Source organism: Pseudorhizobium sp. NPDC055634 (assembly GCF_053618655.1).
In genome coordinates this window covers 418,421-444,955 of sequence record NZ_JBSHHW010000001.1, presented here as the reverse complement: position 1 = coordinate 444,955, position 26,535 = coordinate 418,421, and the positions used below count along the sequence as shown (strand labels likewise).

The 26,535-nt window shown below is 63.1% G+C and carries 28 protein-coding genes; 7 read left to right on the top strand and 21 right to left on the bottom strand.

What is annotated here, in order from left to right:
• Positions 1-236 precede the first annotated feature (236 nt).
• From ACWGPT_RS02220 to ACWGPT_RS02210, 3 genes are all read right to left on the bottom strand, one after another.
• The gene (locus tag ACWGPT_RS02220; protein ID WP_452603928.1) at positions 237-1,520 is read right to left on the bottom strand and encodes a TRAP transporter large permease; all 1,284 of its coding nucleotides are present in this window, start codon (positions 1,518-1,520) and stop codon (positions 237-239) included.
• Between the two features lie 46 nt (positions 1,521-1,566).
• Positions 1,567-2,082 (bottom strand): TRAP transporter small permease, encoded by a 516-nt coding sequence (locus ACWGPT_RS02215; RefSeq protein ID WP_452603927.1) that lies wholly within the window; start codon positions 2,080-2,082, stop codon positions 1,567-1,569.
• Positions 2,083-2,144: 62 nt separating this feature from the next.
• Positions 2,145-3,137, bottom strand: a complete 993-nt coding sequence (locus tag ACWGPT_RS02210; protein WP_452603926.1) for a TRAP transporter substrate-binding protein — start codon at positions 3,135-3,137, stop codon at positions 2,145-2,147.
• Between the two features lie 259 nt (positions 3,138-3,396).
• On the opposite strand from ACWGPT_RS02210, the gene galE reads away from it, so the two are divergent.
• The 4 genes from galE (at position 3,397) to ACWGPT_RS02190 (ending at position 7,606) form a co-directional block, all read left to right on the top strand.
• On the top strand, positions 3,397-4,389 hold the full coding sequence (gene galE / locus ACWGPT_RS02205; protein ID WP_452603925.1) for a UDP-glucose 4-epimerase GalE: 993 nt from the start codon (positions 3,397-3,399) through the stop codon (positions 4,387-4,389).
• Positions 4,390-4,510: 121 nt separating this feature from the next.
• The gene (locus tag ACWGPT_RS02200) at positions 4,511-5,032 is read left to right on the top strand and encodes a DUF992 domain-containing protein (RefSeq protein WP_452603924.1); all 522 of its coding nucleotides are present in this window, start codon (positions 4,511-4,513) and stop codon (positions 5,030-5,032) included.
• Between the two features lie 247 nt (positions 5,033-5,279).
• Positions 5,280-6,326, top strand: coding sequence for a carboxynorspermidine decarboxylase (locus ACWGPT_RS02195; protein ID WP_452604100.1), 1,047 nt, complete (start codon positions 5,280-5,282; stop codon positions 6,324-6,326).
• A gap of 38 nt (positions 6,327-6,364) precedes the next feature.
• A complete protein-coding gene (locus ACWGPT_RS02190) occupies positions 6,365-7,606 on the top strand; it encodes a saccharopine dehydrogenase family protein (protein ID WP_452603923.1) in 1,242 nt (413 codons plus the stop codon).
• Between the two features lie 73 nt (positions 7,607-7,679).
• Here ACWGPT_RS02190 and ACWGPT_RS02185 read toward each other — a convergent pair whose 3' ends face one another.
• Both ACWGPT_RS02185 and ACWGPT_RS02180 read right to left on the bottom strand, forming a co-directional pair.
• Positions 7,680-7,949: a DUF982 domain-containing protein gene (locus tag ACWGPT_RS02185; RefSeq protein ID WP_452603922.1), complete on the bottom strand. Its 270-nt coding sequence runs from the start codon at positions 7,947-7,949 to the stop codon at positions 7,680-7,682.
• A gap of 127 nt (positions 7,950-8,076) precedes the next feature.
• Positions 8,077-8,556: a pyridoxamine 5'-phosphate oxidase family protein gene (locus ACWGPT_RS02180; protein ID WP_452603921.1), complete on the bottom strand. Its 480-nt coding sequence runs from the start codon at positions 8,554-8,556 to the stop codon at positions 8,077-8,079.
• A gap of 196 nt (positions 8,557-8,752) precedes the next feature.
• On the opposite strand from ACWGPT_RS02180, the gene ACWGPT_RS02175 reads away from it, so the two are divergent.
• Positions 8,753-9,574, top strand: coding sequence for a bifunctional allantoicase/(S)-ureidoglycine aminohydrolase (locus tag ACWGPT_RS02175; protein WP_452603920.1), 822 nt, complete (start codon positions 8,753-8,755; stop codon positions 9,572-9,574).
• A 51-nt stretch (positions 9,575-9,625) separates the two neighbouring features.
• Here ACWGPT_RS02175 and ACWGPT_RS02170 read toward each other — a convergent pair whose 3' ends face one another.
• The 9 genes from ACWGPT_RS02170 to ACWGPT_RS02130 form a co-directional block, all read right to left on the bottom strand.
• Positions 9,626-11,350, bottom strand: coding sequence for an ABC transporter substrate-binding protein (locus ACWGPT_RS02170; protein WP_452603919.1), 1,725 nt, complete (start codon positions 11,348-11,350; stop codon positions 9,626-9,628).
• Positions 11,351-11,424: 74 nt separating this feature from the next.
• The gene (locus ACWGPT_RS02165; protein ID WP_452603918.1) at positions 11,425-11,847 is read right to left on the bottom strand and encodes a DUF2160 domain-containing protein; all 423 of its coding nucleotides are present in this window, start codon (positions 11,845-11,847) and stop codon (positions 11,425-11,427) included.
• Positions 11,847-12,662, bottom strand: coding sequence for a carbohydrate ABC transporter permease (locus tag ACWGPT_RS02160; protein ID WP_452603917.1), 816 nt, complete (start codon positions 12,660-12,662; stop codon positions 11,847-11,849). The genes ACWGPT_RS02165 and ACWGPT_RS02160 overlap by 1 nt, the downstream gene beginning before the upstream one ends.
• Before the next feature lie 10 nt (positions 12,663-12,672).
• Positions 12,673-13,539 (bottom strand): carbohydrate ABC transporter permease, encoded by an 867-nt coding sequence (locus ACWGPT_RS02155; protein WP_452603916.1) that lies wholly within the window; start codon positions 13,537-13,539, stop codon positions 12,673-12,675.
• A gap of 2 nt (positions 13,540-13,541) precedes the next feature.
• The gene (locus ACWGPT_RS02150; RefSeq protein WP_452603915.1) at positions 13,542-14,612 is read right to left on the bottom strand and encodes an ABC transporter ATP-binding protein; all 1,071 of its coding nucleotides are present in this window, start codon (positions 14,610-14,612) and stop codon (positions 13,542-13,544) included.
• 10 nt (positions 14,613-14,622) lie between these two features.
• Complete coding sequence (locus ACWGPT_RS02145; protein WP_452603914.1) at positions 14,623-15,705, bottom strand: ABC transporter ATP-binding protein; 1,083 nt, start codon at positions 15,703-15,705, stop codon at positions 14,623-14,625.
• Between the two features lie 42 nt (positions 15,706-15,747).
• Positions 15,748-17,262, bottom strand: a complete 1,515-nt coding sequence (gene glpD / locus ACWGPT_RS02140; RefSeq protein ID WP_452603913.1) for a glycerol-3-phosphate dehydrogenase — start codon at positions 17,260-17,262, stop codon at positions 15,748-15,750.
• A 98-nt stretch (positions 17,263-17,360) separates the two neighbouring features.
• Positions 17,361-18,128, bottom strand: coding sequence for a DeoR/GlpR family DNA-binding transcription regulator (locus tag ACWGPT_RS02135; RefSeq protein ID WP_452603912.1), 768 nt, complete (start codon positions 18,126-18,128; stop codon positions 17,361-17,363).
• A 101-nt stretch (positions 18,129-18,229) separates the two neighbouring features.
• On the bottom strand, positions 18,230-18,418 hold the full coding sequence (locus ACWGPT_RS02130) for a hypothetical protein (protein ID WP_452604099.1): 189 nt from the start codon (positions 18,416-18,418) through the stop codon (positions 18,230-18,232).
• A 124-nt stretch (positions 18,419-18,542) separates the two neighbouring features.
• Here ACWGPT_RS02130 and ACWGPT_RS02125 point away from each other — a divergent pair, with 124 nt between their 5' ends.
• On the top strand, positions 18,543-18,968 hold the full coding sequence (locus ACWGPT_RS02125; protein WP_452603911.1) for a DUF4112 domain-containing protein: 426 nt from the start codon (positions 18,543-18,545) through the stop codon (positions 18,966-18,968).
• Between the two features lie 12 nt (positions 18,969-18,980).
• Here the strand turns inward: ACWGPT_RS02125 and ACWGPT_RS02120 are convergent, their stop codons facing one another.
• The 7 genes from ACWGPT_RS02120 to uxaC all read right to left on the bottom strand — a co-directional run bounded on the left by ACWGPT_RS02120 (position 18,981) and on the right by uxaC (position 25,385).
• On the bottom strand, positions 18,981-19,310 hold the full coding sequence (locus tag ACWGPT_RS02120) for a cupin domain-containing protein (protein WP_452603910.1): 330 nt from the start codon (positions 19,308-19,310) through the stop codon (positions 18,981-18,983).
• 46 nt (positions 19,311-19,356) lie between these two features.
• The gene (gene kduI / locus ACWGPT_RS02115; protein WP_452603909.1) at positions 19,357-20,205 is read right to left on the bottom strand and encodes a 5-dehydro-4-deoxy-D-glucuronate isomerase; all 849 of its coding nucleotides are present in this window, start codon (positions 20,203-20,205) and stop codon (positions 19,357-19,359) included.
• A gap of 28 nt (positions 20,206-20,233) precedes the next feature.
• Entirely contained in the window at positions 20,234-21,004 is a 771-nt protein-coding gene (locus ACWGPT_RS02110; RefSeq protein WP_452603908.1) for a FadR/GntR family transcriptional regulator, read from the bottom strand.
• Between the two features lie 8 nt (positions 21,005-21,012).
• Positions 21,013-22,293 (bottom strand): TRAP transporter large permease, encoded by a 1,281-nt coding sequence (locus ACWGPT_RS02105; RefSeq protein ID WP_452603907.1) that lies wholly within the window; start codon positions 22,291-22,293, stop codon positions 21,013-21,015.
• 4 nt (positions 22,294-22,297) lie between these two features.
• Positions 22,298-22,858: a TRAP transporter small permease gene (locus tag ACWGPT_RS02100; RefSeq protein WP_452603906.1), complete on the bottom strand. Its 561-nt coding sequence runs from the start codon at positions 22,856-22,858 to the stop codon at positions 22,298-22,300.
• A 100-nt stretch (positions 22,859-22,958) separates the two neighbouring features.
• On the bottom strand, positions 22,959-23,936 hold the full coding sequence (locus tag ACWGPT_RS02095; protein WP_452603905.1) for a TRAP transporter substrate-binding protein: 978 nt from the start codon (positions 23,934-23,936) through the stop codon (positions 22,959-22,961).
• Positions 23,937-23,975: 39 nt separating this feature from the next.
• On the bottom strand, positions 23,976-25,385 hold the full coding sequence (uxaC, locus tag ACWGPT_RS02090; RefSeq protein ID WP_452603904.1) for a glucuronate isomerase: 1,410 nt from the start codon (positions 25,383-25,385) through the stop codon (positions 23,976-23,978).
• A 113-nt stretch (positions 25,386-25,498) separates the two neighbouring features.
• Here uxaC and ACWGPT_RS02085 point away from each other — a divergent pair, with 113 nt between their 5' ends.
• On the top strand, positions 25,499-26,512 hold the full coding sequence (locus ACWGPT_RS02085; protein ID WP_452603903.1) for a Gfo/Idh/MocA family protein: 1,014 nt from the start codon (positions 25,499-25,501) through the stop codon (positions 26,510-26,512).
• Positions 26,513-26,535 lie beyond the last annotated feature (23 nt).

Here is a 26,535-nt window from a genome sequence, read left to right as displayed (position 1 = left end):
GTGCGGTGCGCGCGAGGGTCAAGGTAGATTGTCGACGGCGTCTATCTGATCACAACCGTGGCGCCCTGATCGAATTTTGCAGTCCGACATCGCAGCCAAACGCTGCCAGAGGGGCCCGGACTGGTAACCGCACACCTATTCCTATCGTTGCTGAAACTCAAGCGGTGCCACTCCGATCCCCGACCGAAAATACCTGTGGCGAAAGGCCTAAAAGAAAAGGGGCGGCGCGGCTTCGATCAGAAGCCCGCCAGCCTCGGGAGCCACGTGGAGAGCGAGGGCACGAAGGTGATCAGCAGCAGGATCACGCCATAGGCGATGAGGAAGGGCGCCAGCTCGCGGGTAATTTCGCTCACCCTGATCTTCACCACGGATGAGACCACGAAGAGCAGGGCGCCTACCGGTGGCGTGATGAGGCCGACCGTGAGGTTGAGGATCACGATCATGGCGAACTGGATCGGGTCGATGCCCAACTGGAAGGCGATCGGCGCAAGGATCGGGACCAGGATCATCACCCCCGGCAACGGGTCCATGAACATGCCGAAGATCAACAGCAGCACGTTGACGGCGAGCAGGAAGACGATCGGGCTGAGGTTCCAGCCGATGATCGTGTCCGCAAGGAACTGGGGCACCCCTTCGATGATCAGCACCCAGGCGAAGGCGCGCGCCGAGGCAAGGATCAGCAGGATGCCGACGGTCACCATGGCCGAGCGGAAGATGATCTCGGGAAGGTCCCGCACCTTCAGGGACCGGTAGATGAACATGCCGCAGAAGAGGGCATAGAAGACCGCGATGACGGATGCTTCGGTGGGCGTGAACCAGCCGAGCCGAATGCCGCCGACGACGATGACGATGAGTGCGAGGGCGGGAACCGCAAAGAGCGTGTTGGCCGCCATCTCCCGGATGCTCGGACGGATTTCCATCGAGCGGTAGTTTCGCTTGCGGGAGACGTAGAAGTTCACCGCGCACATGGCCGCTGAGATGATGAGGCCCGGCACCACGCCGGCGAGGAACAGCCCGCCCACCGAGACGCGCTGGTCCTGGAGGGCGTAGATGATCATGGTGATGGACGGCGGTATGATCGGGTCGACGACCGCGACGGCGGCCGCAAGTGCTGACGCGTATCGCTTGTGATAGCCGCTCTTCTCCATCATCCGGATCGACATCGCGCCGGGGCCGGCGGCGGCGGCGAGCGCCGAGCCGGAAATCCCGGCGAACAACGTGGTGGAGATGATGCTGGCATAGCCCAGGCCTCCCCGCGCCCTGCCGACGAACTGCGAGGCCAGCCGCAGCAGGTGATGGGTCAGCGCGCCGCCGGTCATCAACTCGGCTGCGAGGATGAAGAAGGGCACGGCCAGAAGCGGGAAGCTGTCCACGCCGGTGAACATTTCCTTGATCACCACGATCTGCGGATAGTTGCTGCCGAGGACCACGGCGAGCCAGGTGGCGATCGCCAGCGTGAAGGCCACGGGAACCCCGAGAGCAAGCAGGATGAAGAACGAGGTGAAGAGGATGATGATCATGGGATTGCGACGTCTTCGGCTGGAGCGTGAGGGACGGTGGTGACGGTCAACCCGCAACGGGCGGGACGTCGTCCCCCTGCTGGAGGGCGCCCATTCCGCCGGCAAGATAGGTCCTCAGGACCAGCAGCAGGTGAAGGATGAGCAGGCCGAAGCCGATGGGCATCGCAAGGTAGATGTAGCCGAACCGGATCCGGGTCGAGGGCGTCGTCTGGAACATCGTCCGCTCGACGTAGATCTTGCCGGCCCAGATCATCGTCAGGAAGAAGATGATCATGATGGCTGCGACGATCGCGCGGATGACGCGTGCGGACCGCGCGCCCAGTACCGCCTGCAGATTGTCGATGGCGACAAGGCCCCCGTGGCGCAGCGTCAGGCCCGCGCCGATAAAGGTCAGCCAGATCATCAGGTGGCGGGCGACCTCGTCCGACCATGTAATCGAATGGTTGGTGAAGTAGCGAAGGCAGACATTGCTGAAGACTAGACCTGCCATCACCGAGAGGATGGCGATCATTGCCCATCGATTGGCTTCGACGAAGATCGTTTCCGCCTTGCGTACCAGCATTTCAAGTCCTCCCGTCGAAGAGGCGCGCGCACCGCATCGATGCGGCGCGCGCGCGCCGAGGATCATTTCGTCGCGATGATCTGGTCGATCAGGTCCTTGGAGAAGGTCCCGTAATACTGTTCGTAGGCAGCCTGGATCGCCTGCTGGAACTGGGCCTTCTGCTCGTCGCTCAGCACGTTAACCTGGATACCCGCCTGCCTGGAGGTTTCGACGCCATTCTTTTCGGAATTGTCGACGAAGGCGCGCATGGCTTCCTTGCCCTTGATGGCGCCGTCGGCGAAGATCTTCTTGTCTTCGTCCGAAAGGCTGTCCCAGAAGGTCGGCGAGACGATCAGCATGGCGGGCGAGTAGACGTGGCCGGAAATGGTCAGGTACTTCTGCACTTCCCACAGCTTTGCCGACACGATCACCGAGAGCGGGTTTTCCTGTCCGTCGATTGCGCCCTGCTGCAGGGCGGGGATGACTTCCGGCCAGGACATCGGCGTCGGAGCGGCGCCTGCCGTTTCGAAGGCCGTGATGTGAACCGGGTTCTCCATCGTGCGGATCTTGAGGCCCGCAAGGTCTTCCGGCTTCTCGATGGGCTGGCGATTGTTGGTGATGTGGCGGAAGCCCTGTTCGCCCCACGCGAGCGCGATCAGCTGACGTTCGGCGAACTTCGCGAGGATGTCCTCGCCGATCGGACCGTCGAGGACGGCGCGCGCATGACCGAGGTCACGGAAGAGGAAGGGAATGTCCGTCACGCCGATCTCGGGCACGAAGTTGGAAAGCGCTCCGGACGAGACGACGACCGCCTGGACGCCGGTTCCGAGCTGAAGGCCTTCGATGACCTCGCGCTCACCGCCCTGGGCGGAGGAGGGGAAATGCGTGAAGGTGAAACGACCGCCGCTGGTTTCGGTGACATACTTGTCCCAACCGTCGGCGGCGGCGCCGTAGTGCGATTCCCGGGCGAGCGCATAAGCGATCTTGACTTCGGTGCTCTGGGCCAGGGCGCTGCCCGTCCAAAGCGCGGAAGCGGCCAGGCCAAGTGCGGCGAGGCGGCCGAAAAGCATGTTCATGAGTGTCTCCTCCTTCTTCGATACCCGCTTGTGCAAGTTTCTCGTCCGTCCATCCGCGAAAAGCCAGGCGGGGTCAAGCTGTCAGGCAACCGGCCAAGTACGCTCCCTCGGCCAATGCAGGGATTTTTGCGGCGGAGCCATTCCGACCGGCGCCCGTCCGTCCGGCCGATGATGAGGAATCCTGAACTGGCCTGTTTTAATCTTCCCGGCGCCGTCTATATTGCCGCCGTTCCGAAACCCGATGACACGGCGAGGCGGCATGACGCAGAAGAAAGTCCTGGTGGTCGGAGGAGCCGGCTATATCGGCTCGCATACCTGCCTAGTCCTGGCGGAGAGGGGCTACGCGCCCGTCGTCTTCGACAATCTCTCCAATGGTCATGCGGAGTTCGTCCGCTGGGGACCTCTTGAAGAGGGAGATATCCGCGACAGAAAGCGGCTGGACGAGGTGTTTGCCAAGCACCGTCCGGACGCCGTTCTGCATTTCGCGGCCCTGATCGAGGTGGGGGAATCCGTGAAGGATCCCGTCTCTTTCTACGAGAACAATGTCGGCGGCGCGCTCAACCTCCTGGCGGCCGCACTTTCGGCGGGCGTCGATGCCTTCGTCTTCTCGTCGACCTGTGCGACCTACGGTCTTCCCGAGCGGGTGCCGATGGACGAGACCCATCCCCAGGCTCCGATCAATCCCTATGGTCGCACCAAGTGGATCATTGAGCAGGCGCTCAAGGACTACGGCACCTACAAGGGCCTGCGCTCCGTCATGCTGCGCTATTTCAATGCCGCCGGGGCGGATCCCGAGGGCCGGATCGGCGAGTGGCATAGCCCCGAGACCCACGCCGTGCCGCTGGCGATCGAGGCGGCTCTCGGTCGTCGAGACGGTTTCAAGGTATTCGGCAGCGACTACGACACGCGGGACGGCACCTGCGTTCGCGACTATATCCACGTCCTCGACCTTGCGGACGCGCATGTCCGCGCGGTCGACTATCTCCTCGGAGGCGGACAGACCGTCGAACTGAACCTCGGCACCGGCACCGGGACGACGGTCAAGGAACTGCTGGCAGCCATCTCAGCGGTCTCCGGCAAACCCTTCCCGGTCGAATATGTCGGCCGGCGTGACGGCGATTCCACCTCGCTTGTCGCGGACAATGCGAGGGCACGCGAGGTTCTCGGCTGGGAGCCCCGATACGGTCTCGGCGACATCATCGGCTCGGCGTGGAAGTGGCATTCCCGCACCAATTCCGGTGCCGGCAGGTGAAGCGTCGGTAACAATCTGTCATCGGACCGCGATGGATCGTTCGCCCGGCTTTCTCGTTGTCTCTCCTGCGAACGGTGCGGGCACCTTCTGCCCGCGGGGTGCGTTTTCAAGGAGAACCAATATGAGAAGAATTGTCGCATCCGTATTCGTTGCAGCGGTTGCCGGTGGAGGGGTGACTGCCGCCGTTGCGGCGGATACTACCCGCTATTCCGAGCCGGCCTATGAGGCGGACGCCCGCAACGGCGTCAAGATCGGCTACCTGACCTGCGACATCGGGGGTGGCGTCGGATATGTCCTAGGCTCCGCCAAGGAAGTGAGCTGCGTCTTCACCTCAACCGACGGCATCCGGCAGGACGAGTATGTCGGAAGCCTCCGCAAGATGGGTATCGACCTCGGCTTCACCACCCGGGGCAGGCTGGTCTGGGCGGTCTTTGCACCGACGGCCGGCTACCATTCGGGTTCGCTCGCCGGCCTCTACCAGGGCGCAACTGCGGAAGCGACCGTCGGCGCGGGCATCGGCGCCAATGTCCTGGTGGGCGGCACGTCCGGCTCGATCCATCTGCAGACCGTCAGCATCCAGGGGCAACTGGGCCTCAACATCGCGGCGACCGGCACCTCGATGACGCTCACGCCGGTCAGTTGATCGGAATAGCCATCGGGAATGGACGGGCCCTCCATCGCGGAGGGCCTTTTCACATCCCGGGTGCGCCGACTCCTGCCGCCTTGTCCGCGATCCGTAATGCGCCCGGACGTCGCGGAACGGCTGGCTTGAGTCTCACAACGATCCGGGGTATTCGCCCCCCTTCGAACGACCAAGCTCCGAGGCAGTTGTGAACAACGGCATTCAGACCCCCTATTACCTGATCGACAAAACGAGCCTGCTCCGCAACATGGAGCGGATCGCGCGGGTCCGCGAGGCGTCGGGGGCAAAGGCGCTTCTCGCTCTGAAATGCTTCGCCACATGGTCGGTCTTCGACTTCATGCGCGACTACATGGATGGCACGACCTCGTCCTCGCTGAACGAGGTGCGCCTCGGCCACGAGCGGTTCGGCAAGGAGACGCATGCCTATTCGGTGGCCTATGCGGACTACGAGATCGACGAAGTCGTCAGCCACGCCGACAAGATCATCTTCAACTCGATCAGCCAGCTCGAGCGATACGCGGACAAGGCCGACGGGATCGTCCGCGGCCTGCGCCTCAATCCGCAGGTCTCGTCCTCCAGCTTCGATCTCGCAGATCCGGCGCGTCCGTTCTCGCGGCTGGGCGAATGGGACCTGGCCAAGGTCGAGCCGGTGATGGACCGGATCAGCGGCTTCATGATCCACAACAACTGTGAAAACAGCGACTTCTCGCTCTTCGACCGGATGCTGGGGGAAATCGAGCAGAAGTTCGCGCCCCTGCTGCACAAGGCGGAATGGGTCAGCCTCGGCGGCGGCATCCATTTCACCGGCGACGACTATCCGATCGACCTGTTTTCCGAGCGGCTGAAGCGCTTCGCCGGCGAATACGGCGTACAGGTCTATCTCGAGCCGGGCGAGGCCTCGATCACGCGCTCGACGACGCTCGAGGTCACGGTGCTCGACACGCTGTTCAACCGAAAGAACCTCGCGATCGTCGATTCTTCGATCGAGGCGCACATGCTCGACCTCCTGATCTACCGGGAGAGTGCAAAGGTTGCGCCGAACACGGGCTCGCACCGCTACATGGTCTGCGGGAAGTCCTGCCTCGCGGGAGATATCTTCGGCGAGTTCAACTTCGAGAAGGAATTGAATGTCGGCGACCGCATCTCGTTCCAGGACGCGGCCGGTTACACGATGGTCAAGAAGAACTGGTTTAACGGCGTGAAGATGCCGGCAATCGCCATCCGCGAGCTGGATGGCAGCATCAGGACGGTCCGCGAGTTCGACTACGCGGACTACGAGCAAAGCCTCTCCTGAGGCTTCTGACGATTGGACACAAGGAGTTGGTCCCCATTATGAAAAAGAACGTCCTCATCATCGGCGCCGGTGGCGTCGCCCAGGTGGTGGCGCACAAGTGCGCCCAGAACAACGACGTGTTGGGCGATATCCACATCGCGTCGCGCACGAAGGCAAAGTGCGACGCAATCATCGCCTCGGTGAATGAGAAGAAGGCGATGAAGCAGCCCGGCGTCCTCGAGGCGCATGCGCTCGACGCCCTCGACATCGAAGCGACGAAGGACCTGATCCGCAAGACCAAGTCCGAGATCGTCATCAATGTCGGCACGGCCTTCCTCAACATGTCCGTGCTGCGCGCCTGCATCGACACGGGCGTCGCCTATATCGACACCGCCATCCACGAAGAGCCGAACAAGATCTGCGAAACGCCGCCGTGGTATGGCAACTACGAGTGGAAGCGCGCGGCCGAATGCGAGGAGAAGGGCATTACCGCCATTCTCGGCGCCGGCTTCGATCCGGGTGTCGTGAACGCCTATGCGCGCCTTGCGAAGGACGAGTACCTCGACAAGGTCACGGACGTCGATATCGTCGACATCAACGCCGGAAGCCACGGCAAGTACTTCGCCACGAACTTCGACCCGGAAATCAACTTCCGCGAGTTCACCGGCGTCGTCTACTCCTGGCAGGGCGGCGAGTGGAAGGTCAACAAGATGTTCGAGATCGGCAAGGACTACGACCTGCCGGTCGTCGGGACGCGCCGCGCCTACCTCTGCGGCCATGACGAAGTGCACTCGCTGGCCAAGAACATGGATGGGGCGGACGTCCGCTTCTGGATGGGCTTCGGCGACCACTACATCAACGTCTTCACCGTCCTGAAGAATATCGGCCTTCTGTCGGAGCAGCCGGTAAAGCTTGCGGACGGTTCGGAAGTCGTGCCGCTGAAGGTGGTCAAGGCCTGCCTGCCCGATCCCGCCTCGCTTGCTCCGAACTACGAAGGCAAGACCTGCATCGGCGACTTCGTGAAGGGGATCAAGGACGGCAAGGAACGGACCGTCTTCATCTACAACGTGGCCGACCACAAGGAAGCCTATAACGAAGTCGGCAGCCAGGGCATTTCCTACACCGCCGGCGTTCCCCCGGTCGCCGCCGCCATGCTGGTCGCCACCGGCGAGTGGGACGTGAAGAAGATGGCGAATGTCGAGGAACTGCCGCCCAGGCCGTTCCTGAACATCCTCAACCATATCGGCCTGCCGACCTGGATCCGCGACGAACAGGGCGAGCGGCCGCTCGACTTCTCCTGATCGTCTTCCTGCTTGACTATCCGATGCCGCAGCGGTTCTCCGTTGCGGCATTTTTCTTTTGGGCGCACGCCCCTCAGGCGGCGGCCTCATCCAGCATTTGGGCTTCCACGCATGCGTCCAGGAATGCCCTTCGCGCGGTTTCGGCGTGTCGACCATCGGCGAGCGCAATGGTGCACGCTTCCTTGGCCTGGCGGTAGCACTCGCCGTAGATGGCGGGCCATCGGAAGTCGAGATAGGCGAGGGCCTCGCGCGGTCCCCTGATCGTTTCCGGAAATCCGTAGCCGACGCGGACACGGACGGGAGAAGGCCAGCGGATGTCGCTGGTGGTGATCATCATGTTCATTTCGATACCCTGAATTCCGGGCAGATGAACGCGACAGGTTGGTGATGGTTGCAGGAAAAATAAGAGAAAATGCGAGGAGCGCTTCCGGCCGGCGACGGCTGGCGCCGCCGGCCGGAAGGGGAGGGTGCTACAGCTGTACCTTCTCGTTTTCGCCGATCTCCGGCTTGGCGCTCGACACCGCGGCCGCAGCCATCTTGATATAGCTGACCACGGTCCCCGGGCTGTCCCAGAACTCGGCGAACGAGGGATTGATCTTCAGCACGCGGACCGACGGATCGTCGGGGCTGTCCCACCAGGCCTTGGCGGGCGTCGACCAGATCTCGCGGATCAGCTCACGGTCATTGGAGACTTCCGCCGTGCCTGAAACCGAAACATATTTCTGGCCCTTCGGCTCGGCGAACGAAAGGCAGACGTTCGGCGAGCGGGAAACTTCCTCATCCTTGTGGCTGGCGACGTCCGTCAGGAAGTAGATCGCGCCATCCTCCTTCTTCGTGTAGGCGGACATCGGCCGCGAACGAATGTCCCGGCCGTCATGCGTCGCCAGCATGCAGAAGCCGATCTTGTCCATGAGGTCCCATACCTTCGCGGTATCGTCTTGATTGGTCATTGCGGGTCTCCTTTTACCAGTTCGGAGAACCCCGCAACCGGCCATCGGTTCCTGCGGTGATCGATGCGAAGGCGCGTTGGCGACGCGCGTGCGGTGTCACCGATGCGGTCCCGGCGGAGTGAACCGCGAGCGGGATTGCATGATGCCGATCCGCCGCTTAAGCAGGATGGCGATGTCAGAGCGAAACGGATCGGCAATGAACGACAGCAACTATTACGCCCGGCTCGGCGGTCTTCCCGGGCAGACCCAACTGCTATCCAGCAAGGCGGTCTTCACGACAGCCTATGCGGTCATCCCGGGGTCGGTCATGACCGACATCGTCACCAGCGTTCTGCCGCACTGGGAGGGCACGCGCGCCTGGATCATCGCGCGGCCGATGACCGGTTTCTCCGAGACGTTCGCCCAGTATGTGATGGAGGTGGAGGCCGGCGGCGGCAGCCTTCGCCCCGAACCCGACAGCCGGGCCCAGGCGGCCTTGTTCGTCACCGAAGGCGAGATGACCGTCGAACTGGACGGCAAGCCCCATCAACTGCGCACTGGCTCCTTCGCCTACCTTCCGGCAGGCAGTTCGTGGAGCCTGCGGAACCATTCCGCGGCACCGGTCCGGTTCCACTGGATCCGCAAAGTCTTCCAGGTCGTGGACGGCATTGCGCCGCCGCCTGCCATATTCACCCATGAGAGCGAGCAGCAGATGGTCGCCATGCCGGATACCGACGGCAAATGGGCGACCACCCGGTTCATCGATCCTGCCGACGTCCGGTACGACATGCACGTCAATATCGTCACGTTCGAACCGGGCGGCACGATCCCCTTCATGGAGACGCACGTGATGGAGCACGGGCTCTACGTGCTCGAGGGCAAGGCCGTCTACCGGCTCAATACCGACTGGGTGGAAGTCGAGGCTGGCGATTTCATGTGGCTGCGCGCGTTCTGCCCGCAGGCCTGCTATGCCGGCGGCCCCGGGCGTTTCCGGTACCTGCTCTACAAGGACGTCAACCGCCACGTCGCGCTCTGGTAACTCCGGTCGCCGGAGAAAACGGAGGCCGGTCAAGCCGGCCCCCGGGATCACTCACTGCTTCTGCCAGCTCTTCACCAGTTCGTCATAGTTGACGGTGACGGGCTGTTCCTTCTCGTTCTCGACGGCCGGCTGCGGTGCAAGGTTGCCCTTGGCGACCGCGTCCTTGTGCCAGTAGTCGAGATCGTGCTCCTCGGCGAGCTTCGGGCCGATATCACCCTGCACTCCGGCACGCTCGAGGCGCTCCAGCACCTTCTCCTGTTCCTCGCAAAGCGAATCCATGGCTTCCTGGGCAGTCTTTGCACCCGAGGATGCGTCACCGATCGCCTGCCACCAGAGCTGCGCCAGCTTGGGATAATCAGGGATGTTGGTGCCGGTCGGCGACCACTGGACACGGGCCGGCGAGCGGTAGAACTCGATCAGGCCGCCGAGCTTCGGCGCACGTTCCGTGAAGGAATCGTGGTTGATCGAGGAATCCCGGATCAGGGTCAGCCCGACATGGCTCTTCTTCACGTCGACGGTCTTGGAGACCACGAACTGCGCATAGAGCCATGCGGCCTTTGCGCGGTCGTCCGGGGTCGACTTGAGCAGCGTCCACGATCCGACGTCCTGGTAGCCGAGCTTCATGCCGTCCTTCCAGTAGACGCCGTGCGGGCTCGGGGCGAAGCGCCATTTCGGGGTGCCGTCCTCGTTGACCACCGGCAGGCCGTCCTTCACGAAGTCGGCGGTGAAGGCGGTGTAGGTGAACATCTGCTGGGCGACTTCGCCCTGCGAGGGGACGGGTCCCGATTCAGAGAAGGTCATGCCGGCGGCCGCCGCCGGGGCATAGGCCTTCATCCAGTCCAGGTATTTCTGGATGGCATAGACAGATGCCGGGCCGTTGGTATCGCCGCCGCGCGCGACGCATGAGCCCACCGGACGGGAATTCTCATCGACCTTGATGCCCCATTCATCGACCGGAAGGCCGTTCGGCAAGCCCTTGTCGCCGTTGCCGGCCATGGAGAGCCAGGCATCGGTGAACCGCCATCCGAGCGACGGGTCCTTCTTGCCGTAGTCCATGTGGCCGTAGACCTTCTTGCCGTCGAGTTCGCGGCCGGTGAAGAATTCGGCAATGTCCTCATAGGCGGACCAGTTGACCGGAACGCCGAGGTCGTAGCCGTACTTCGCCTTGAAGTCGGCCTTGTTCTTCTCGTCGTTGAACCAGTCGTAGCGGAACCAGTAGAGGTTGGCGAACTGCTGGTCCGGCAGCTGGTAGAGGTCGCCGTCCGGCGCGGTCGTGAACTTCAGGCCGATGAAGTCATCCAGGTCCAGCATGGGATTGGTGACGTCCTTGCCTTCGTTCGCCATCCAGTCGGTCAGCGAGCGTGCCTGCTGGTAGCGCCAATGGGTGCCGATGAGGTCGGAGTCGTTGACATAGGCGTCGTAGACGTTTTCCCCGGACTGCATCTGGGTCTGCAGCTTCTCGACGACATCGCCCTCGCCGATCAGGTCGTGGCTGATCTTGATGCCGGTAATGGCGGTGAATGCCGGTGCGAGTACCTTGGACTCGTATTCATGCGTGGTGATGGTTTCCGAGACGACCTTGATGTCCATCCCCGCGAAGGGCTGGGCCGCATCGACGAACCATTGCATTTCCTTTTCCTGATCCGCGCGCGAGAGCGAGGACATGTCGCCGATTTCGGCGTCGAGGAACTGTCTTGCCTCTTCCATTCCGGCGAAGGCATGCCCTGTCATTGCAAGCAGCAGCGCTGCCGTCGTCGTCATAAGATGCGCTCGCATGTCATCCTCCCATGGGTTGCGATTGCACTCGGTCATGCGCGGAGGCGGGGCTTTCCGTCTCCGTATTGCTTGCCTCAGACCGTCCTGAACACGACGACCGCGTAGAGAATGCTGATGACAAGAGCCCACCACAGGCTGAGGTCCGTGAGCCCCAGCCATGCGAGGTGAATGAAGGCCGCTCCGAGCAGAGCGATGAACAGCCGGTCGCCCCGCGTGGTCTCGAAGCCAAGCAGGCCGAGGCGGGGATTTCCGCCGGGGCGGGCATATTCCCACACCGCCATCAGCGCGAGCAGCGCAAAGATCGTCAGGAAGAACATGGCGGTCGGAAACGACCAGGCCATCCATCCGCCCGGGATGAGCGGCGCCGACCAGTCACGCGCTTCATCCTTCATGGGAAGCGACATGGCCAGCGACGTTGCGGCGGCCGTGTAGACGAGGAGCACGCCCCCAAGGGCGACGGGCCAGCGGCGGCTTCGATGAGCGACGGCTTTCGACATCACACCCTCCCTAGGGCGAAGCCCTTGGCGATGTAGTTGCGAACGAAATAGATGACCAGCGCGCCCGGAATGATCGTCAGCAGGCCGGCCGCCGCGAGGACGCCCCAGTCCAGGCCCGAGGCGGAAACCGTGCGGGTCATCGTCGCGGCGATGGGCTTGGCGTCGGTCGTCGTCAGCGTGCGCGCGATCAGCAGTTCGACCCAGGAGAACATGAAGCAGAAGAAGGCCGCCACCCCGATGCCGCTTGCGATCAGCGGCATGAATATCTTCACGAAGAAGCGCGGGAAGGAATAGCCGTCGATATAGGCCGTCTCGTCGATCTCCTTGGGAACGCCGGACATGAAACCTTCGAGGATCCACACCGCAAGGGGCACGTTGAAGAGGCACTGGGCGATGGCGACGGCGATATGGGTGTCGATCAGGCCGAAGGCGGAATAGAGCTGGAAGAACGGCAGCGCAAAGACCGCCGGCGGCGCCATGCGGTTGGTCAGGAGCCAGAAGAACAGGTGCTTGTCTCCGAGGAACCGGTAGCGCGAGAAGGCGTAGGCGGCGGGAAGGGCGGCTGTCACCGAGATGATGGTGTTCAGGACCACGTAGATGATCGAGTTGATATAGCCGTTGTACCAGGATGGATCGGTGAAGATCACCATGTAGTTGCGGAGCGTCGGAGCTTGCGGCCAGAGCGAGAAGGGCCCGAGGATTTCGGCATTCGTCTTGAAGCTCATGTTGGCCAGCCAGTAGATCGGCAGGATGAGGAAGACGATATAGACGGTCGGGACGATGAAGGCCCAGCGTGGCTTGATGTCTGCGCTCATTTCGGGCCCCCTATCGCTGCGCGTCCTGGCTGGTCATGACGGTATAGAAGACCCATGACAGCAGCAGGATGATCAGGAAGTAGATGATCGACATGGCGGCAGCCGGGCCGAGATCGAACTGGCCGATCGCCATCTTCACCAGGTCTATCGACAGGAACGTTGTCGAGTTGCCGGGCCCGCCGCCGGTGACCACGAAGGGTTCGGTGTAGATCATGAAGGAGTCCATGAAGCGCAGGAGAACGGCGATCAGCAGCACGCGCTTCATCTTCGGAAGCTGGATGTAGCGGAAGACCGACCAGCGGGAGGCGCCGTCGATCTGTGCGGCCTGATAGTAGGCATCGGGGATCGAGACGAGGCCGGCATAGCAGAGCAGGACGACGAGGCTCGTCCAGTGCCAGACATCCATGACGATGACCGTGGCCCAGGCGTCCACCGGGTCCTGCGTATAGTTGTAGTCGACGCCGAGGACGCGGAGGTAATGGCCAAGGAAGCCGATATCGACCCTCCCGAACACCTGCCAGATCGTGCCGACGACGTTCCAGGGGATGAGCAGCGGCAATGCCATCAGGACGAGGCAGACCGGTACGCCGATGCCTTGCTTCGGCATGTGGAGGGCGATGAAGATCCCAAGCGGTATCTCGATCGCGAGGATCACGAGCGAGAAGATGAGGTTTCGCAGCAGCGCGTCCCAGAAGCGATCCGATTCCAGGATCTCGACGAACCAGTCGGTGCCGGCCCAGAAGAAGGCATTGTTGCCGAACGTGTCCTGGACCGAGTAGTTGACCACCGTCATCAGGGGCACGACCGCCGAGAAGGCAACGAGCAGCAGGACCGGGAGGACCAGGAACCAGGCTCGGTTGTTCCATGTCTTTTCCATGCTCAGCCTCCCATCTCGACGCGCCATGAATCCGCAAAGATGCCGATTGCGGCCGGATCGAATTCGACCCTCGGATCGGCGGGGATCTCCTCGTCCTCCGGCACGACCGCAGCGATCGGCTGGCCGCAGAAGGTCGCCCGCACGATCTTCTGGCGGCCGGTGTCCTCGACCCTGGAGATCGAGATCGGCATTCCTTCGCGCGAAAGCCGCACGAATTCGGGGCGAATGCCCAGTTCGAGCCTCTGCGCCCCCTCGGTTCTGGGAGCGCCGGGGAGCGGGATCGACTGGTCGCCGATCACGGCGCGCGCTCCCTCGACCTCGATGGGCATCACGTTCATGCCGGGCGAACCGATGAAATAACCGACGAAGGTGTGGCTCGGCCGCTCGAAGAGTTCTGCCGGCGTGCCGATCTGGACGATCTGGCCGTCGTGCATGACAACCACCTTGTCGGCGAAGGTCAGGGCCTCGGTCTGATCGTGCGTCACGTAGACCATGGTGAAGCCCGAGTGCCGGTGAAGCCGCTTCAACTGCGAGCGGAGGACCCACTTCATGTGCGGATCGATGACGGTGAGAGGCTCGTCGAAGAGGATTGCGTTGACGTCGGAGCGGACGAGACCCCGGCCGAGCGAGATCTTCTGCTTCTGGTCGGCCGTCAGACCGCGCGCGCGGCGCGTCGCCATTCCGGCGAGGTCGGTCATCTCCAGGATATGTTCGACCCGGTTCCTTACCTCGGCTTCCGGAACATGCCGGTTGCGCAATGGAAAGGCCAGGTTGTCGTAGACGGTCATCGTGTCGTAGATCACCGGGAACTGGAAGACCTGGGCGATATTCCGTTCCCGCGTCGAGAGCTTCGTCACGTCCTTCCCGTCGAAGAGTATCCTTCCCTCGGTGGGGTGAAGCAGGCCCGAGATGATGTTGAGGAGCGTGGTCTTGCCGCATCCCGAGGGGCCGAGAAGCGCGTAGGCGCCGCCGTCGGCCCATTCGTGGTTGACCTCCTTGAGCGCATAATCGCCAGCGGCCTCGGCGCGGGGGCCGTAGGCGTGGCGGATATGATCGAGATTGATGCGTGCCATGTCCGCTCCCTCACATCCCTTCATGTGCCGGGCCTGCCCAAGAGCGTCCGCTCGCGGGAGCGAACGCCATCAGGTGGCGGGTGTCCAGGAAGATGTCGATCGACCGGTCGGGGTCGATGTCGTGGATGCCGCGCGTCAGCAGCACCCACCGCGTGCCTGAAAACTCCAGGTGGATGAAGCTTTCCGAGCCTGTAATCTCCGATACCTGCGTGCGCGCCGTCAGCGGAACGCGGGACGGGCGGGGCTCCAGCGACAGGTGATGCGGATGGAAGGCCACCGTGACCGGTCCGTCCGGGATGGCGTCCAGATGCGCGGGCACCGGCAGAATGGCCCGGTCGCCGAAGAGGAGGTCCTTGCCGCGGCGCGTCACGTCGAGCGTGTTGAGCGGCGGGTCCGCAAAGGTCTTGGCCGAAACGAGATCGACCGGTTCGCGGTAGACCCGGATGGTTTCGCCGAACTGCGTTATCCGGCCCTCCGAGAGGGTTGCCGTATTGCCGCCGAGGAGAAGCGCTTCGGAAGGCTCCGTCGTGGCATAGACGAAGATCGCACCCGATTGCGCGAAGATCCTGGGCAGCTCCTCGCGCAGTTCCTCGCGCAGCTTGTAGTCCAGGTTCGCCAGCGGTTCGTCGAGGAGGACGAGGCTCGCGTTCTTGACCAGGGCCCGGGCAAGCGCGGTGCGCTGCTGTTGTCCGCCCGACAGGCTGAGCGGTGTCCGGTCGAGATAGGGCGTGAGTTTCAGGAGTTCGGCCGCCCGATGCACTTCGCGATCGATCGTCTTCCTGTCCTTGCCGACGATGCGCATGGGGGAGGCGATGTTTTCGTAGACGGACATGGCCGGATAGTTGATGAACTGCTGGTAGACCATCGCAACGTGACGGTCCTGAACGCGGACACCCGTGACGTCGGCGCCGTCGAAGTGGATGGTTCCGCCCGTCGGCACGTCCAGTCCGGCCATCAGGCGCATCAGCGACGTCTTTCCCGAGAGCGTCGGTCCGAGCAGGACGTTCAGCGTTCCCCGTTCCAGGCTGAGGCTGGTCGGATGAATGTGGTATTCACCCGCGACCACCTTCTCGACATTGCGCAATTCCAGCATTCGGCTCCCGGGCCTCCTCCTCCGCGGGGAACCACATGCCTGCTAGCCGACTGACCTCGCCGGCACAGAAGCCATGTATTCCTCCAAGAAATCCGCTTCTTCCTGAGACAGGCGCAGTCCCTGCTTGGTCCTGCGCCACAGTACGTCTTCGGCGCTGTGCGCCCATTCCCGCATCATCAGCCAGTCTACCTCGCGGGCATAGAGGTCGCCACCGAAGCGGCGGCCGAGGTCCCGTTCGGTCCGTGCGTCTCCCAGCAGGGAATGAGCCGCCGTGCCGTAGGCGCGAACGAGGCGTCGCGCATGTTCCTGCGAGAGGAACGGGTAGGCGGACAAGAGAGCCGAAACCTGCCCGTCATAGCCTGCGACCGGAAATTCCCCGCCCGGCAGGCGGCTTGCCGCGGTCCAGGCCGGTCCTTTCGTCCCGATCCTTTCGCCGATCTTCTCCAGCGCATGCTCGGCCAGGCGCCGATAGGTGGTCAGCTTGCCGCCGAACACGTTCAACAGCGGCGCGCCATCGGCGTTCTCCACCTTCAGCACGTAGTCGCGGGTCGCTTCCTGCGCCTTGGAGGCGCCGTCGTCGTAGAGAGGGCGGACGGCGGAATAGGTCCAAACGATGTCGCGGGGCGTCACGGGCTCCCGGAAATACTCGCTTGCCGCCGAGCAGAGGTAATCGATCTCTTCCTGGCTGATCTTTGCGTCCCTCGGATCGCCGTGGAAATCGCGGTCCGTGGTTCCGATCAGGGTGAAATCGTGCTCGTACGGTATGGCAAAGATGATGCGGTTGTCGGGGTTCTGGAAGAAATAGGCGCGCGGGCCTTCGAACTTCTTCTTCACGACGATGTGGCTGCCCTGGACCAGCCGCACGCTCGGGCGGCCATTGGCGCCCATGGCCTCGGAAAGGACGTGATCCACCCAGGGCCCGGCGGCGTTGACCAGCATGCGGGCCGTCACCACGCGCCGTGCTCCGCTCTGCCGGTCCTCGACCTCGACGTTCCAGGCGCCGTCCTTTCCTCGGGCGGAGATCACCTTCGTCCGGGGAAGGATCAAGGCGCCCTTGTCGGCTGCGTCGCGGGCGTTGAGCACCACCAGCCGGGCGTCGTCCACCCAGCCGTCCGAATATTCGAAGGCCTTCCTGAAAAGCGGCTTCAGCGGCAATCCGGCAGGATCGCGACGCATGTCCAGGCTCTTGGTGGGCGGCAGCAGTTTTCGTCCGCCGAGGTGGTCGTAAAGAAAGAGGCCGAGGCGAATGAGCCAGGCGGGACGAACGCCACCCTTCTGGAAGGGCAGTACGAACCGCAACGGCCAGATGATATGGGGCGCCATCGCCCACAGGACTTCGCGCTCCATCAGGGCTTCGCGCACGAGGCGGAACTCGTAGTGCTCGAGATATCGCAAGCCGCCGTGGATGAGCTTCGTGGAACCGGAAGAGGTGCCGGCGGCGAAATCGTTCATTTCCGCAAGCGCGACCTTGTATCCGCGGCCCGCCGCATCACGCGCGATGCCGCACCCGTTAATGCCGCCGCCGATTACGAAAATGTCGAATTCCGGCCCTGCCACGCTTTCCCCACGATTTCGAAAGTCGCGTGATGCGACGATAACGAAAGTCGTAGGCAGTTCATATGAGCTTTAAACGAATGTCAAACGAAAGATGCCGCTCAGGTCTGATTTGTCTCGATCAGCGCGACGTTGTTTTCGGAACATATCCGCCGCAACGAGGGCAGCGGGCATTGGTCGGTGATGAAGGTGTGCACCTGGGTGATCTGGGCGATCCGGACGGGGGCGGTCCGCTCGAACTTCGTGGAGTCCGAGACGAGGATGACATGCCGGGCATTGGCAATGATCGCCTGGGCGACCTTGACCTCGCGGAAGTCGAAATCCAGGAGGGCGCCGTCGGCATCGATAGCGGATGCGCCGATCACGGCAAAGTCCACCTTGAATTGGCGGATGAAGTCGACGGCGGCCTCGCCGACGATGCCACCGTCAGAGCCGCGGACCACGCCCCCGGCGATGATCACCTCGATCGAGGGAAGAAGGCGCAAGCGATTGGCGACGTTGATATTGTTGGTGATGACCATCATTTCCTGATGGTTCGCCAGTGCCTCGCCCACGGCCTCCGTGGTCGTTCCGATGTTGATGAAGAGAGAGGCGTTGTTGGGAATGAGGTCGGCGGCCGCCGTGCCGATGGCCTGCTTTTCCTGGGCGGCGATCTGCCGGCGCGCCTCGTACTGCATATTCTCGGTGCTGCTCGGAAACGTCGCTCCGCCGTGAATGCGATTGAGCAGCTGGCGATCGCACAGATCGTTCAGGTCCTTGCGGATGGTCTGCGGGGAGACGGTGAAACGGGTGGACAATTCGTCCACCAGGACGCGTCCATGCAGCCGGGCAAGCCGGACGATTTCCTCCTGCCGGGGGGTGAGAAACATGAGCCGTCTTTCGCGTCGCTTTCGATTTGAACGACGGCATCATGGACGAGGTCAAAAACGAAAGCCAGCCCTTGTTCCAGGTGGTTTGGCTTTCCTGTCCGTCAGTCGTGCTGCTTGTCGCCGGCGCTTCGACCGTCGGAACTGCGCGACCGCTCCTCGAAACGGTCGGCGCCCTTGGCTAGATCGCTGCCCTTTTCGGTCTCGACCTGCCGTTCTTCAGCCTTGGTGCTTTCCCTCAAGCCGCGGGCGGCTTCCTTGCCCTGCTCCGTGGGTGCCTGTTCGATGCCCATTTTCTCCTCCATGTTCTGCCAGAACAACTCGCCTCCTTGGCTGTTGTTCCGGCATGCGAAGGAACTCCGGAGCCGGTTTCCCATTCTCCTGTGGCGACAGGTTCCGGCATCAAGAGATTGTCAGATGGTATCGGTGGACGAAGACAGGTGGAAGGCCGGACATCGCTCTCGCGAAGAGCGCATCCAGCTGCTTCGGCGGCTCCGACGCCTGAACAATGTCGCCCGGCTGATGGATACGGCGGTGCGGGTGCCAGGCACGGGTATTCGCTTCGGTGCCGATTCTCTCCTGGGATTGCTCCCCGTGGTCGGCGATGCGAGCGGTGCGATCATCGGTCTTGCGATCGTCAACGAGGGCCGAAGGCTCGGGCTCCCGTCCGAAAAGCTGGCGCGGATGCTGACGAACATCGCGATCGACGCGGCCGTCGGGTCCGTGCCCCTGCTGGGCGACGCCTTCGACTTCTACTTCAAGGCCCACAAGCGCAATATCGGCATCATCCTCGAGCATTTCGACGTCGACACCGCGGAACTGGCAGAACCGCGACATCGCTGAGAAGGCGCCTGGTCAGGCGAGGAAGTCCGCCCTGTGGGGCGTGAACGAATCCACCAGCCGACCCGCCTCGAGGGCCCGCACCCCATGCACGACATTGGAGGGCACGATGAAGCTGTCGCCGGCCGACAGCACATCCGTGCTGTCTCCCACGGTCACCTCAAACTGTCCTTCGGCAACATAGCTCGCCTGGACATGCGGGTGGGAGTGGAGGGCCCCCATGCCGCCTTTGTCGAAAGCGAACTCGACCATCATCAGCTCATCGGTGTGCAACAGGATGCGGCGGCGGTTGCCGCCACCGAGATCCGTCCAGTCACCCTCGTCCTTGCGCGCGAATATCTTCATGTCGAACCCTGCGTTTTTCTGATCGTGTCGGATGCGCCGGGGCCTGCTATCGCAGCATGTCCATGGGGACGGCATCAACGTCTGTATAATCGACATTGTCGCCGGCCATCGCCCAGATGAAGGCGTAGCTGGAGGTGCCGCAGCCCGAATGGATGGACCAGGGCGGGGACACCACGGCTTCCTCGTTCGCCATGACGATGTGACGGGTCTCCGTCGGTTCGCCCATGAAATGGAATACCCGCGCCGTCTCCGGCAGGTCGAAGTAGAGATAGGCCTCCATCCTGCGATCGTGGACGTGGCACGGCATGGTGTTCCAGACCGAGCCCGGCGCCAACTGCGTCATTCCCACCACGAGCTGGCAGGTCTTGGCGCCTTCGGCGTGGATGAACTGGAAGATCGACCGCTCGTTCGAGGTCTCCCGGCTGCCGAGGTCGAGACGCTTGGCATCGCTGATCTGGATGAGCTTCGTCGGGTGCTTCTGGTGTGCCGGCGCGCTGAGGAGGTAGAACTTCGCCGGCGAGGCGGCGTCGTCGGATGCGAAGCTGACCTCGCTTCCCATCCCGACATAGAGCATGTCGCGCGTTCCAAGCGTGTGGCGTTCGCCGTCGACCTCGATCGATCCCTTGCCACCGATATTGACCGCGATCAGCTCGCGGCGATCGAGGAAGCCCGGCGTCCCGGTCGGCTTGATGGTTTCGAGCCGCAGCGGCCCGCTGGTCGGCATCGCGCCGCCAACCACCATCCGGTCGTAGTGGGTGTAGGTGAGGTTTACGCGACCGGGTGCGAAGAGATTGCCGATGTGAAAGTTGTCGCGAAGTGCCTCGCTGCCCATCTGCGCGCCCGTCGCCGGGTCGAAGGCCTGGCGAATGGAATAATCCGTGTGGTTCGCGGTCATGGTTTTCTCACTTTCGTTGCTGTGTCGGTCAGGGCTTCGCTGCGGAACCGAAGCGGTACTCCGCCTGCTGGTCTGCAAGGCGGTCATGGTAGCGGCGCTGGCTCTCCGTCAGGTGCGCGCGCATCGCAGCACGCGCGCCCTCGGCGTCACCGGCCGAGATCGCCTTGAGGATCGCCAGATGTTCACGCTGGAGCGTGACCTGGTACTCCCGGGTCAGGAGGCTGTCGGTGCCCCAGGGGGAGGTGATGTCGCAGGGGATGGCCCGCATGCCGAGGGCGTCCAGCACTTCCACATAGAAGGGATTGTTGGTTGCTGCCGCGATTGCACGATGGAACATGAAATCGCTGCGCCCAGTCGCCTCGCCGAGCGACAGCAGCCGGTCGAACTCGAAGAAGGCCTCCTGTATGGCGGCCTCCTGTGCGGCGTTCCGGCGCTGGGCCGCAAGGCCGGCGCTCTCGATCTCGAGGCCCATGCGGACCTCGATGACGTTGAGCGCGTGCGAGATCTTCATGCCGATGTCCTGCGTGATCGACGTGAAGGCCATCGCCGGTCGTTCGCAGACGAATATTCCCGCACCCTGGCGTGTTTCCACCAGTCCGTCTGCCGCCAGGTTCGCAACCGCTTCACGGACCACGGTCCGGCTGACGCCGAAGGCCTCGGTGAGCTGGCTCTCGGTCGGCAGCTTCTGCCCGACGCCGATGTCTCCCGCGAGTATCTGGGCGCGCAGGGACGCGGCGACGTGAGCCGAGAGTTTCGGTTTGCGTTCTACCTTGGTTGCGACAGTCAGATCCGCTGGCATATCCCGTCCTATTTGAAGACGCCCGGAAGCCATAGCGAGATGGCGGGGACGTAGGTGACGAGGCCAAGTACCACAACACCGGCCAGGTAGAAGGGCCAGATCGACCGCATTGCCTGCCATACCGATATCTTCCCCACCGCACAGGCGACAAACTGCACCGCACCCACGGGCGGCGTGTTCAGGCCAATGCCGAAGTTCAGGATCATGATGACGCCGAAGTGGACCGGATCGACACCGTAGGCCTGCGCCACCGGCAGGAAGATCGGGGTGCAGATGATGATCGTCGGTCCCATGTCCATGAAGGTGCCCAGGAAGAGCATCATCAGGTTGAGGAGAAGGAGGATGATCAGCGGGTTCTCGGAGATCGTATTCATCCACGAGATGAGTGCCGCGGGCACCCGCAGGAAGGCCATGAGCCAGGAGAAGGCCGCCGCCATGCCGATGATGAGGAGAACCATGGCCGTGGTGCGCACGGCGCCCATGGTGGCATGCACGAAGCCTTCCCAGGTCATCTGCCGGTAGACGAGGACGGTGATCAGCAGGGCGTAGATGACCGCGATGCAGGAGCTTTCCGTGGCGGTGAAGATGCCCGAGCGAACGCCGCCGAAGATGATCGCTATCAGCAGGAGGCCCGGGATCGCCACGGCCGCGAGATGCACGACCGCCTGGAAGCCCGGGAAGGGTTCGGTGGGGTAGCCCCTGCTGCGGGCGACCATATAGGCCGTGACCATCAGTGCGAGCGCGAGCAGGAGGCCGGGGATGATGCCGGCGGTGAAGAGGTCCGCGATGGAGATCTTGCCGCCTGCGGAGATCGAATAGATGATCATGTTGTGGGACGGTGGCAGGAGCAGCGCGATCAGCGCGGCCATCGAGGTGACGTTCACCGCGTAGTCGGTGCCGTAGCCGCGCTCCTTCATCTGCGGGATCATCAAGCCGCCGACGGCGGCCGCCTCTGCGACCGCAGAGCCCGAGATGCCGCCGAACAGAGTGGCGGTCACGATATTGACCTGGCCAAGTCCGCCCCGGACGTGGCCGACGAGCGATGCCGCGAAGGCAACAATCTTCTGGGCGATCCCGCCGCGCACCATCAAGTCGCCGGCATAGATAAAGAACGGGATCGCGAGCATCGAAAAGACGCTCATGCCGGAATTCAACCGCTGGAAGACGACGAGCGGCGGCAGCCCGAGATAGGCGGCGGTCGCGAAGCTTGCGGCGCCGAGGCAGAAGGCGATCGGCGTTCCGATGAGCATCAGCAGCGTGAAGACGCCGAACAGGATCCAGTATTCCATTGCTTCAGACCTTCACATTCGCAGTTTCGAGTTCGCTGGCGACCTCGGCCGGCGGCATCTCGTCAAGAATTTCGTCGATTGGTTCGCCGGCGGCTCTGAGAACGATCCGCTCCAGCGTGAAGAGCACCACCAGAATTCCGCCTGCGGTCAGCGGCAGGTAATCCCAGGCGCCGGAAATCCCCAGCGACGGCAGGGTCGTGTTCCAGGTCAGCGCCATCAGCTTCCAGCCGTACCAGATCATGCCGATCCCGAAGGCCAGCGCCACGAGATCCGAGATCATCCGCAGCCACTTCTTGCCGCCGGGCGGCAGGACGTAGAGCAGGACGTCGAAACCCAGGTGGTAGTTTTCGCGCACGCCGACCGCGGCCCCGAGGAAGATGAACCAGCTCATCAGCATGACGGCGCCCGGCTCGGTCCAGCTGGGCGAATCGTTGAGCACGTAGCGGCAGAACACCTGCCAGGCCACGAAGCATGTCATCAGGATGAGCCCGATACCGGCGCTCCAGAGGGCCAGTGTGTTGAGCCGGCCGAGAAGGCCAGCCGCGAGTTTAAGACGCTCGGTCATTGTGCGCTCGTGATTGCGTTCGTCGCAGTTGCAGATCGTTTCCGGTTCGACGTCCGCCGGAAAGAACGGGCGGCGGCAGAGCAGCCGCCCTCAGCTGGCGCTACTGGACCGCCTTGACGTCTTCCACCATCTTCTGGAGGACGGGATCGGTCACATGCTTTGCGTAGACAGGCTCCATGGCAGCGATGAAGCCCTGCTTGTCGGGGGTGGTGATCTGGGCGCCGGCCTCTTCGACCCGCTTGCGGGATTCGGCGACCTTGGCGGCCCAGAGTTCGCGCTGCTTCGCAACGCTGTCCTTGGCTGCCTGCTTGAAGATCTCCTGATCCTCGGCGGACAACTGGTCGAAGGCAGCCTTGTTCATCACGAAGACTTCCGGAAGGATCGTGTGCTCGTCCAGCGAGAAGAATTTGGCGACTTCGAAGTGCTTGGCCGTGTCGTAGCTCGGGAAGTTGTTCTCCGCGCCGTCGATGACGCCGGTTTCGATCGAGGAATAGACTTCGCCATAGGGCATCGGCGTCGCGTTGGCGCCGAGCGCGGTGACCATGTCGACGAAGATGTCCGACTGGATGACGCGGAACTTCATGCCCTTCAGGTCTTCGACCGAGTTGACCGGCTTGGTCCGGTTGTAGAAGGAGCGCGAGCCGGCGTCATAGTAGGCGAGGACAACCAGGCCGACATTCTCGAAGGCTGCCTTGATCTGGTCGCCGACGGCTCCGTCCATGACCTTGTGCATGTGATCTTCCGACCGGAAGATGTAGGGCAGGGCCGGGATGATCGATTCCTTGACCGTGCCGTTGAATGGCGCCATCGAGACGCGGTTCAGTTCCAGGACGCCGGAACGGACCTGCTCGATCGTGTCCTTTTCCTCGCCGAGCTGGGCCGAGTGATAGACCTCGACGGCATAACGCCCGCCGGTGCGGTCCTTGACCAGTTCACCGAAGTATTTCACGCCTTCCACGGTGGGATAACCATCCGGATGGGTGTCCGACGAGCGCAGCACCGTCTGTGCGGCGGCGGTGCTCGCCATCAGCGACGCCGCAACCGTCATCGCGGCAGCAAACTTTCCAAAATGCAGCATTGAATTCCTCCCTGTTTCCCTCGGCGCGTGATGCGCCATTCAAAGCCGATACGCTTTTTTCGCCAGCGTATAGGCAAGCTCCCTGGCCAGATCGAAGGCTTCCTCCTCCCTCAACCTGTGTTCGGCGACGAGGCGCGCCAGGAAGGCGCAGTCCACGCGTCGCGCGATGTCGTGCCGCGCCGGGATCGACGGAAAGGCGCGGGTATCGTCGTTGAAGCCGACCGTGTTGTAGAATCCGGCGGTTTCGGTGGTCATTTCCCGGAACCGGCGCATGCCCTCGGGGCTGTCGTGGAACCACCAGGCCGGTCCGAGCTTGAGCGCGGGATAGACCCCGGCCAGCGGCGCAAGCTCGCGGGCGTAGGAGGTCTCGTCCAGGGTAAACACCACGACGCTGAGATTCCGCTCGAGCCCGACGGCGTCGAGCAGCGGCTTCAGCGCCCCGACGTAATCGGTGCGGGTCGGGATATCGACGCCCATGTCGCGACCGTGGCGGGAGAGTATCGCCGGCGAATGGTTGCGCCAGGAGCCCGGGTGGATCTGCAGGACCAGACCGTCGTCCAGGCTCATCTTCGCCATCTCGGTCAGCATCTGCGCCCGGAACAGGCGATTATCCTGCGGATCTCCCCGTCCGGTCCTGATCCTGTCGAAGAGGGCGGCGGATTCCGCCTCGGAAAGGTTCGCGGTATCCGCGGTCGCATGGCCGTGGTCCGACGACGTGGCGCCGAAGGACTTGAAATAGTCGCGCCTCTGACGATGGGCGGCGAGATAACCCGTCCAGGTGCCGGTATCTTCTCCGGTGATCTCGCCCAGCTGGTCGAGATTGCCCGAGAAACCCTCGAAATCCGGATCGACGACGGCGTCCGGCCGATAGGCCGTCACGACGCGGCCGTCCCAGCCGCTTTCGAGGATCATCCGGTGCCAGCGCAGGTCGTCGAGCGCGCCTTCCGTGGTGGCGATCACCTCGATATTGAACCGCTGGAACAAGGCCCGCGGCCGGTATTCCGGCTGGCGAAGCTTCTCAGCGATCCGGTCGTAGCTGCTGTCTGCCGTTTCGGCGCTCAGCGGCTCGTCGATGTGAAAGAGCGACGACAGGACATAGTCCATCCACAGACGCGTGGGCGTCCCGCGGAAGAGATGGTAGTTTTCCGCAAAGATCTTCCAGATGCGCCGGCCGTCGGTCTCGGTCCGTGTGCCGTCCAGCCGCTTGACGCCGAGATCTTCCAGCGCGATCCCCTGGCTGAAGAGCATGCGGAAGATATAGTGGTCCGGAACGATCAGGAGCTGGGCAGGATCGGGAAAGGGTTCGTCAAGCGCGTACCAGCGCGGATCGGTATGGCCGTGCGGGCTGACGATCGGCAGGCCGGAAACGCTCCGGTAGAGCGCGCGCGCAATCGATCGAACCCCGGGCTCCGGCGGAAACAATACGTCTTCATGTACAAGTGAATTCATCCCGATTGCCGCTCCTCCTTCGGCAGAAGAATGGCTAGAGCAGCGACGGCTAGTATGTCAACATACAAAAATCAGTATTTTGTATGACAATTCTTCGAAGCAAAGGAATAAGCATGAGACTAGGCTTGATCGGGCTCGGAATGGCATCGGCACCCCATGCGCAAAGCCTTGTGGATTTGCGCGACCGCGTCGAGGTGGTGGCCGCCTTCAGCCCGACGCCGGAGAGGCGCCAGAGCTTTGCAAGCCGCTGGTCGATGCCGGTGACGGACACGGTCGAGAGCATATTCGACGACCCTTCCATCGACGCAGTCCTCATCCTGACGCCCCCGAACACGCACCGCCAGCTCGTCGAGCAGGCGGCGGCGAAAGGAAAGCATGTCCTCCTGGAGAAGCCGCTCGATGTCTCGACGGAGAATGCGACGGCGCTGGTGGAGGCGGCCGAGAGGGCCGGGGTGACGCTGGGGGTCGTGCTGCAGCACCGGTTTCGTCCGGTCAGCGTCGCCATGTCCCAGATCGTCGCCGACGGCCGGCTGGGCGAGATCGTCGGCGCATCGGCGCGCTTGTCCAACTGGAGGCCGCAGAGCTATTACGACCAGCCCGGCCGGGGAACGAAGGCGAGGGATGGCGGCGGTGTGCTCCTGACCCAGGGGATCCACACGCTCGACCTCCTGGTTTCGGTTGCCGGCCTGCCGGCGGAGACGACGGCATATGCGGTCACGACCCCCGTGCATCGCATGGAAACGGAAGACCTGGTCGCGGGGGCGATCCGGTTCGGGAATGGCGCCATCGGCACGGTGAGCGCCACCACCTGCGCCTATCCCGGCACGCCGGATTCCATCGAAGTGATCGGAACTCGGGGAATGGCGAGGATCGAAGGCGCCACCCTCGTTGCGGCCTTCCATGACGGGTCCACAATCGAGATGGACGACGGTGAGGTCGGCGGTGGGGCCGGCGCCGATCCCATGGCCTTCTCCCACATGCATCATCGGGCGGTGATCGCAGACTTCGTGGAGGCGGTGGAACAGGGCCGGGCGCCGCGGGTCAGCGGACGCGAGGCGTTGAACGTCCACCGCCTGATCGATGCGATGCTGCGCTCGGCCGAGACCGGACGCAGGGAGCGGGTCTAGGGCAAGGTTACGGTCGCGGGAAT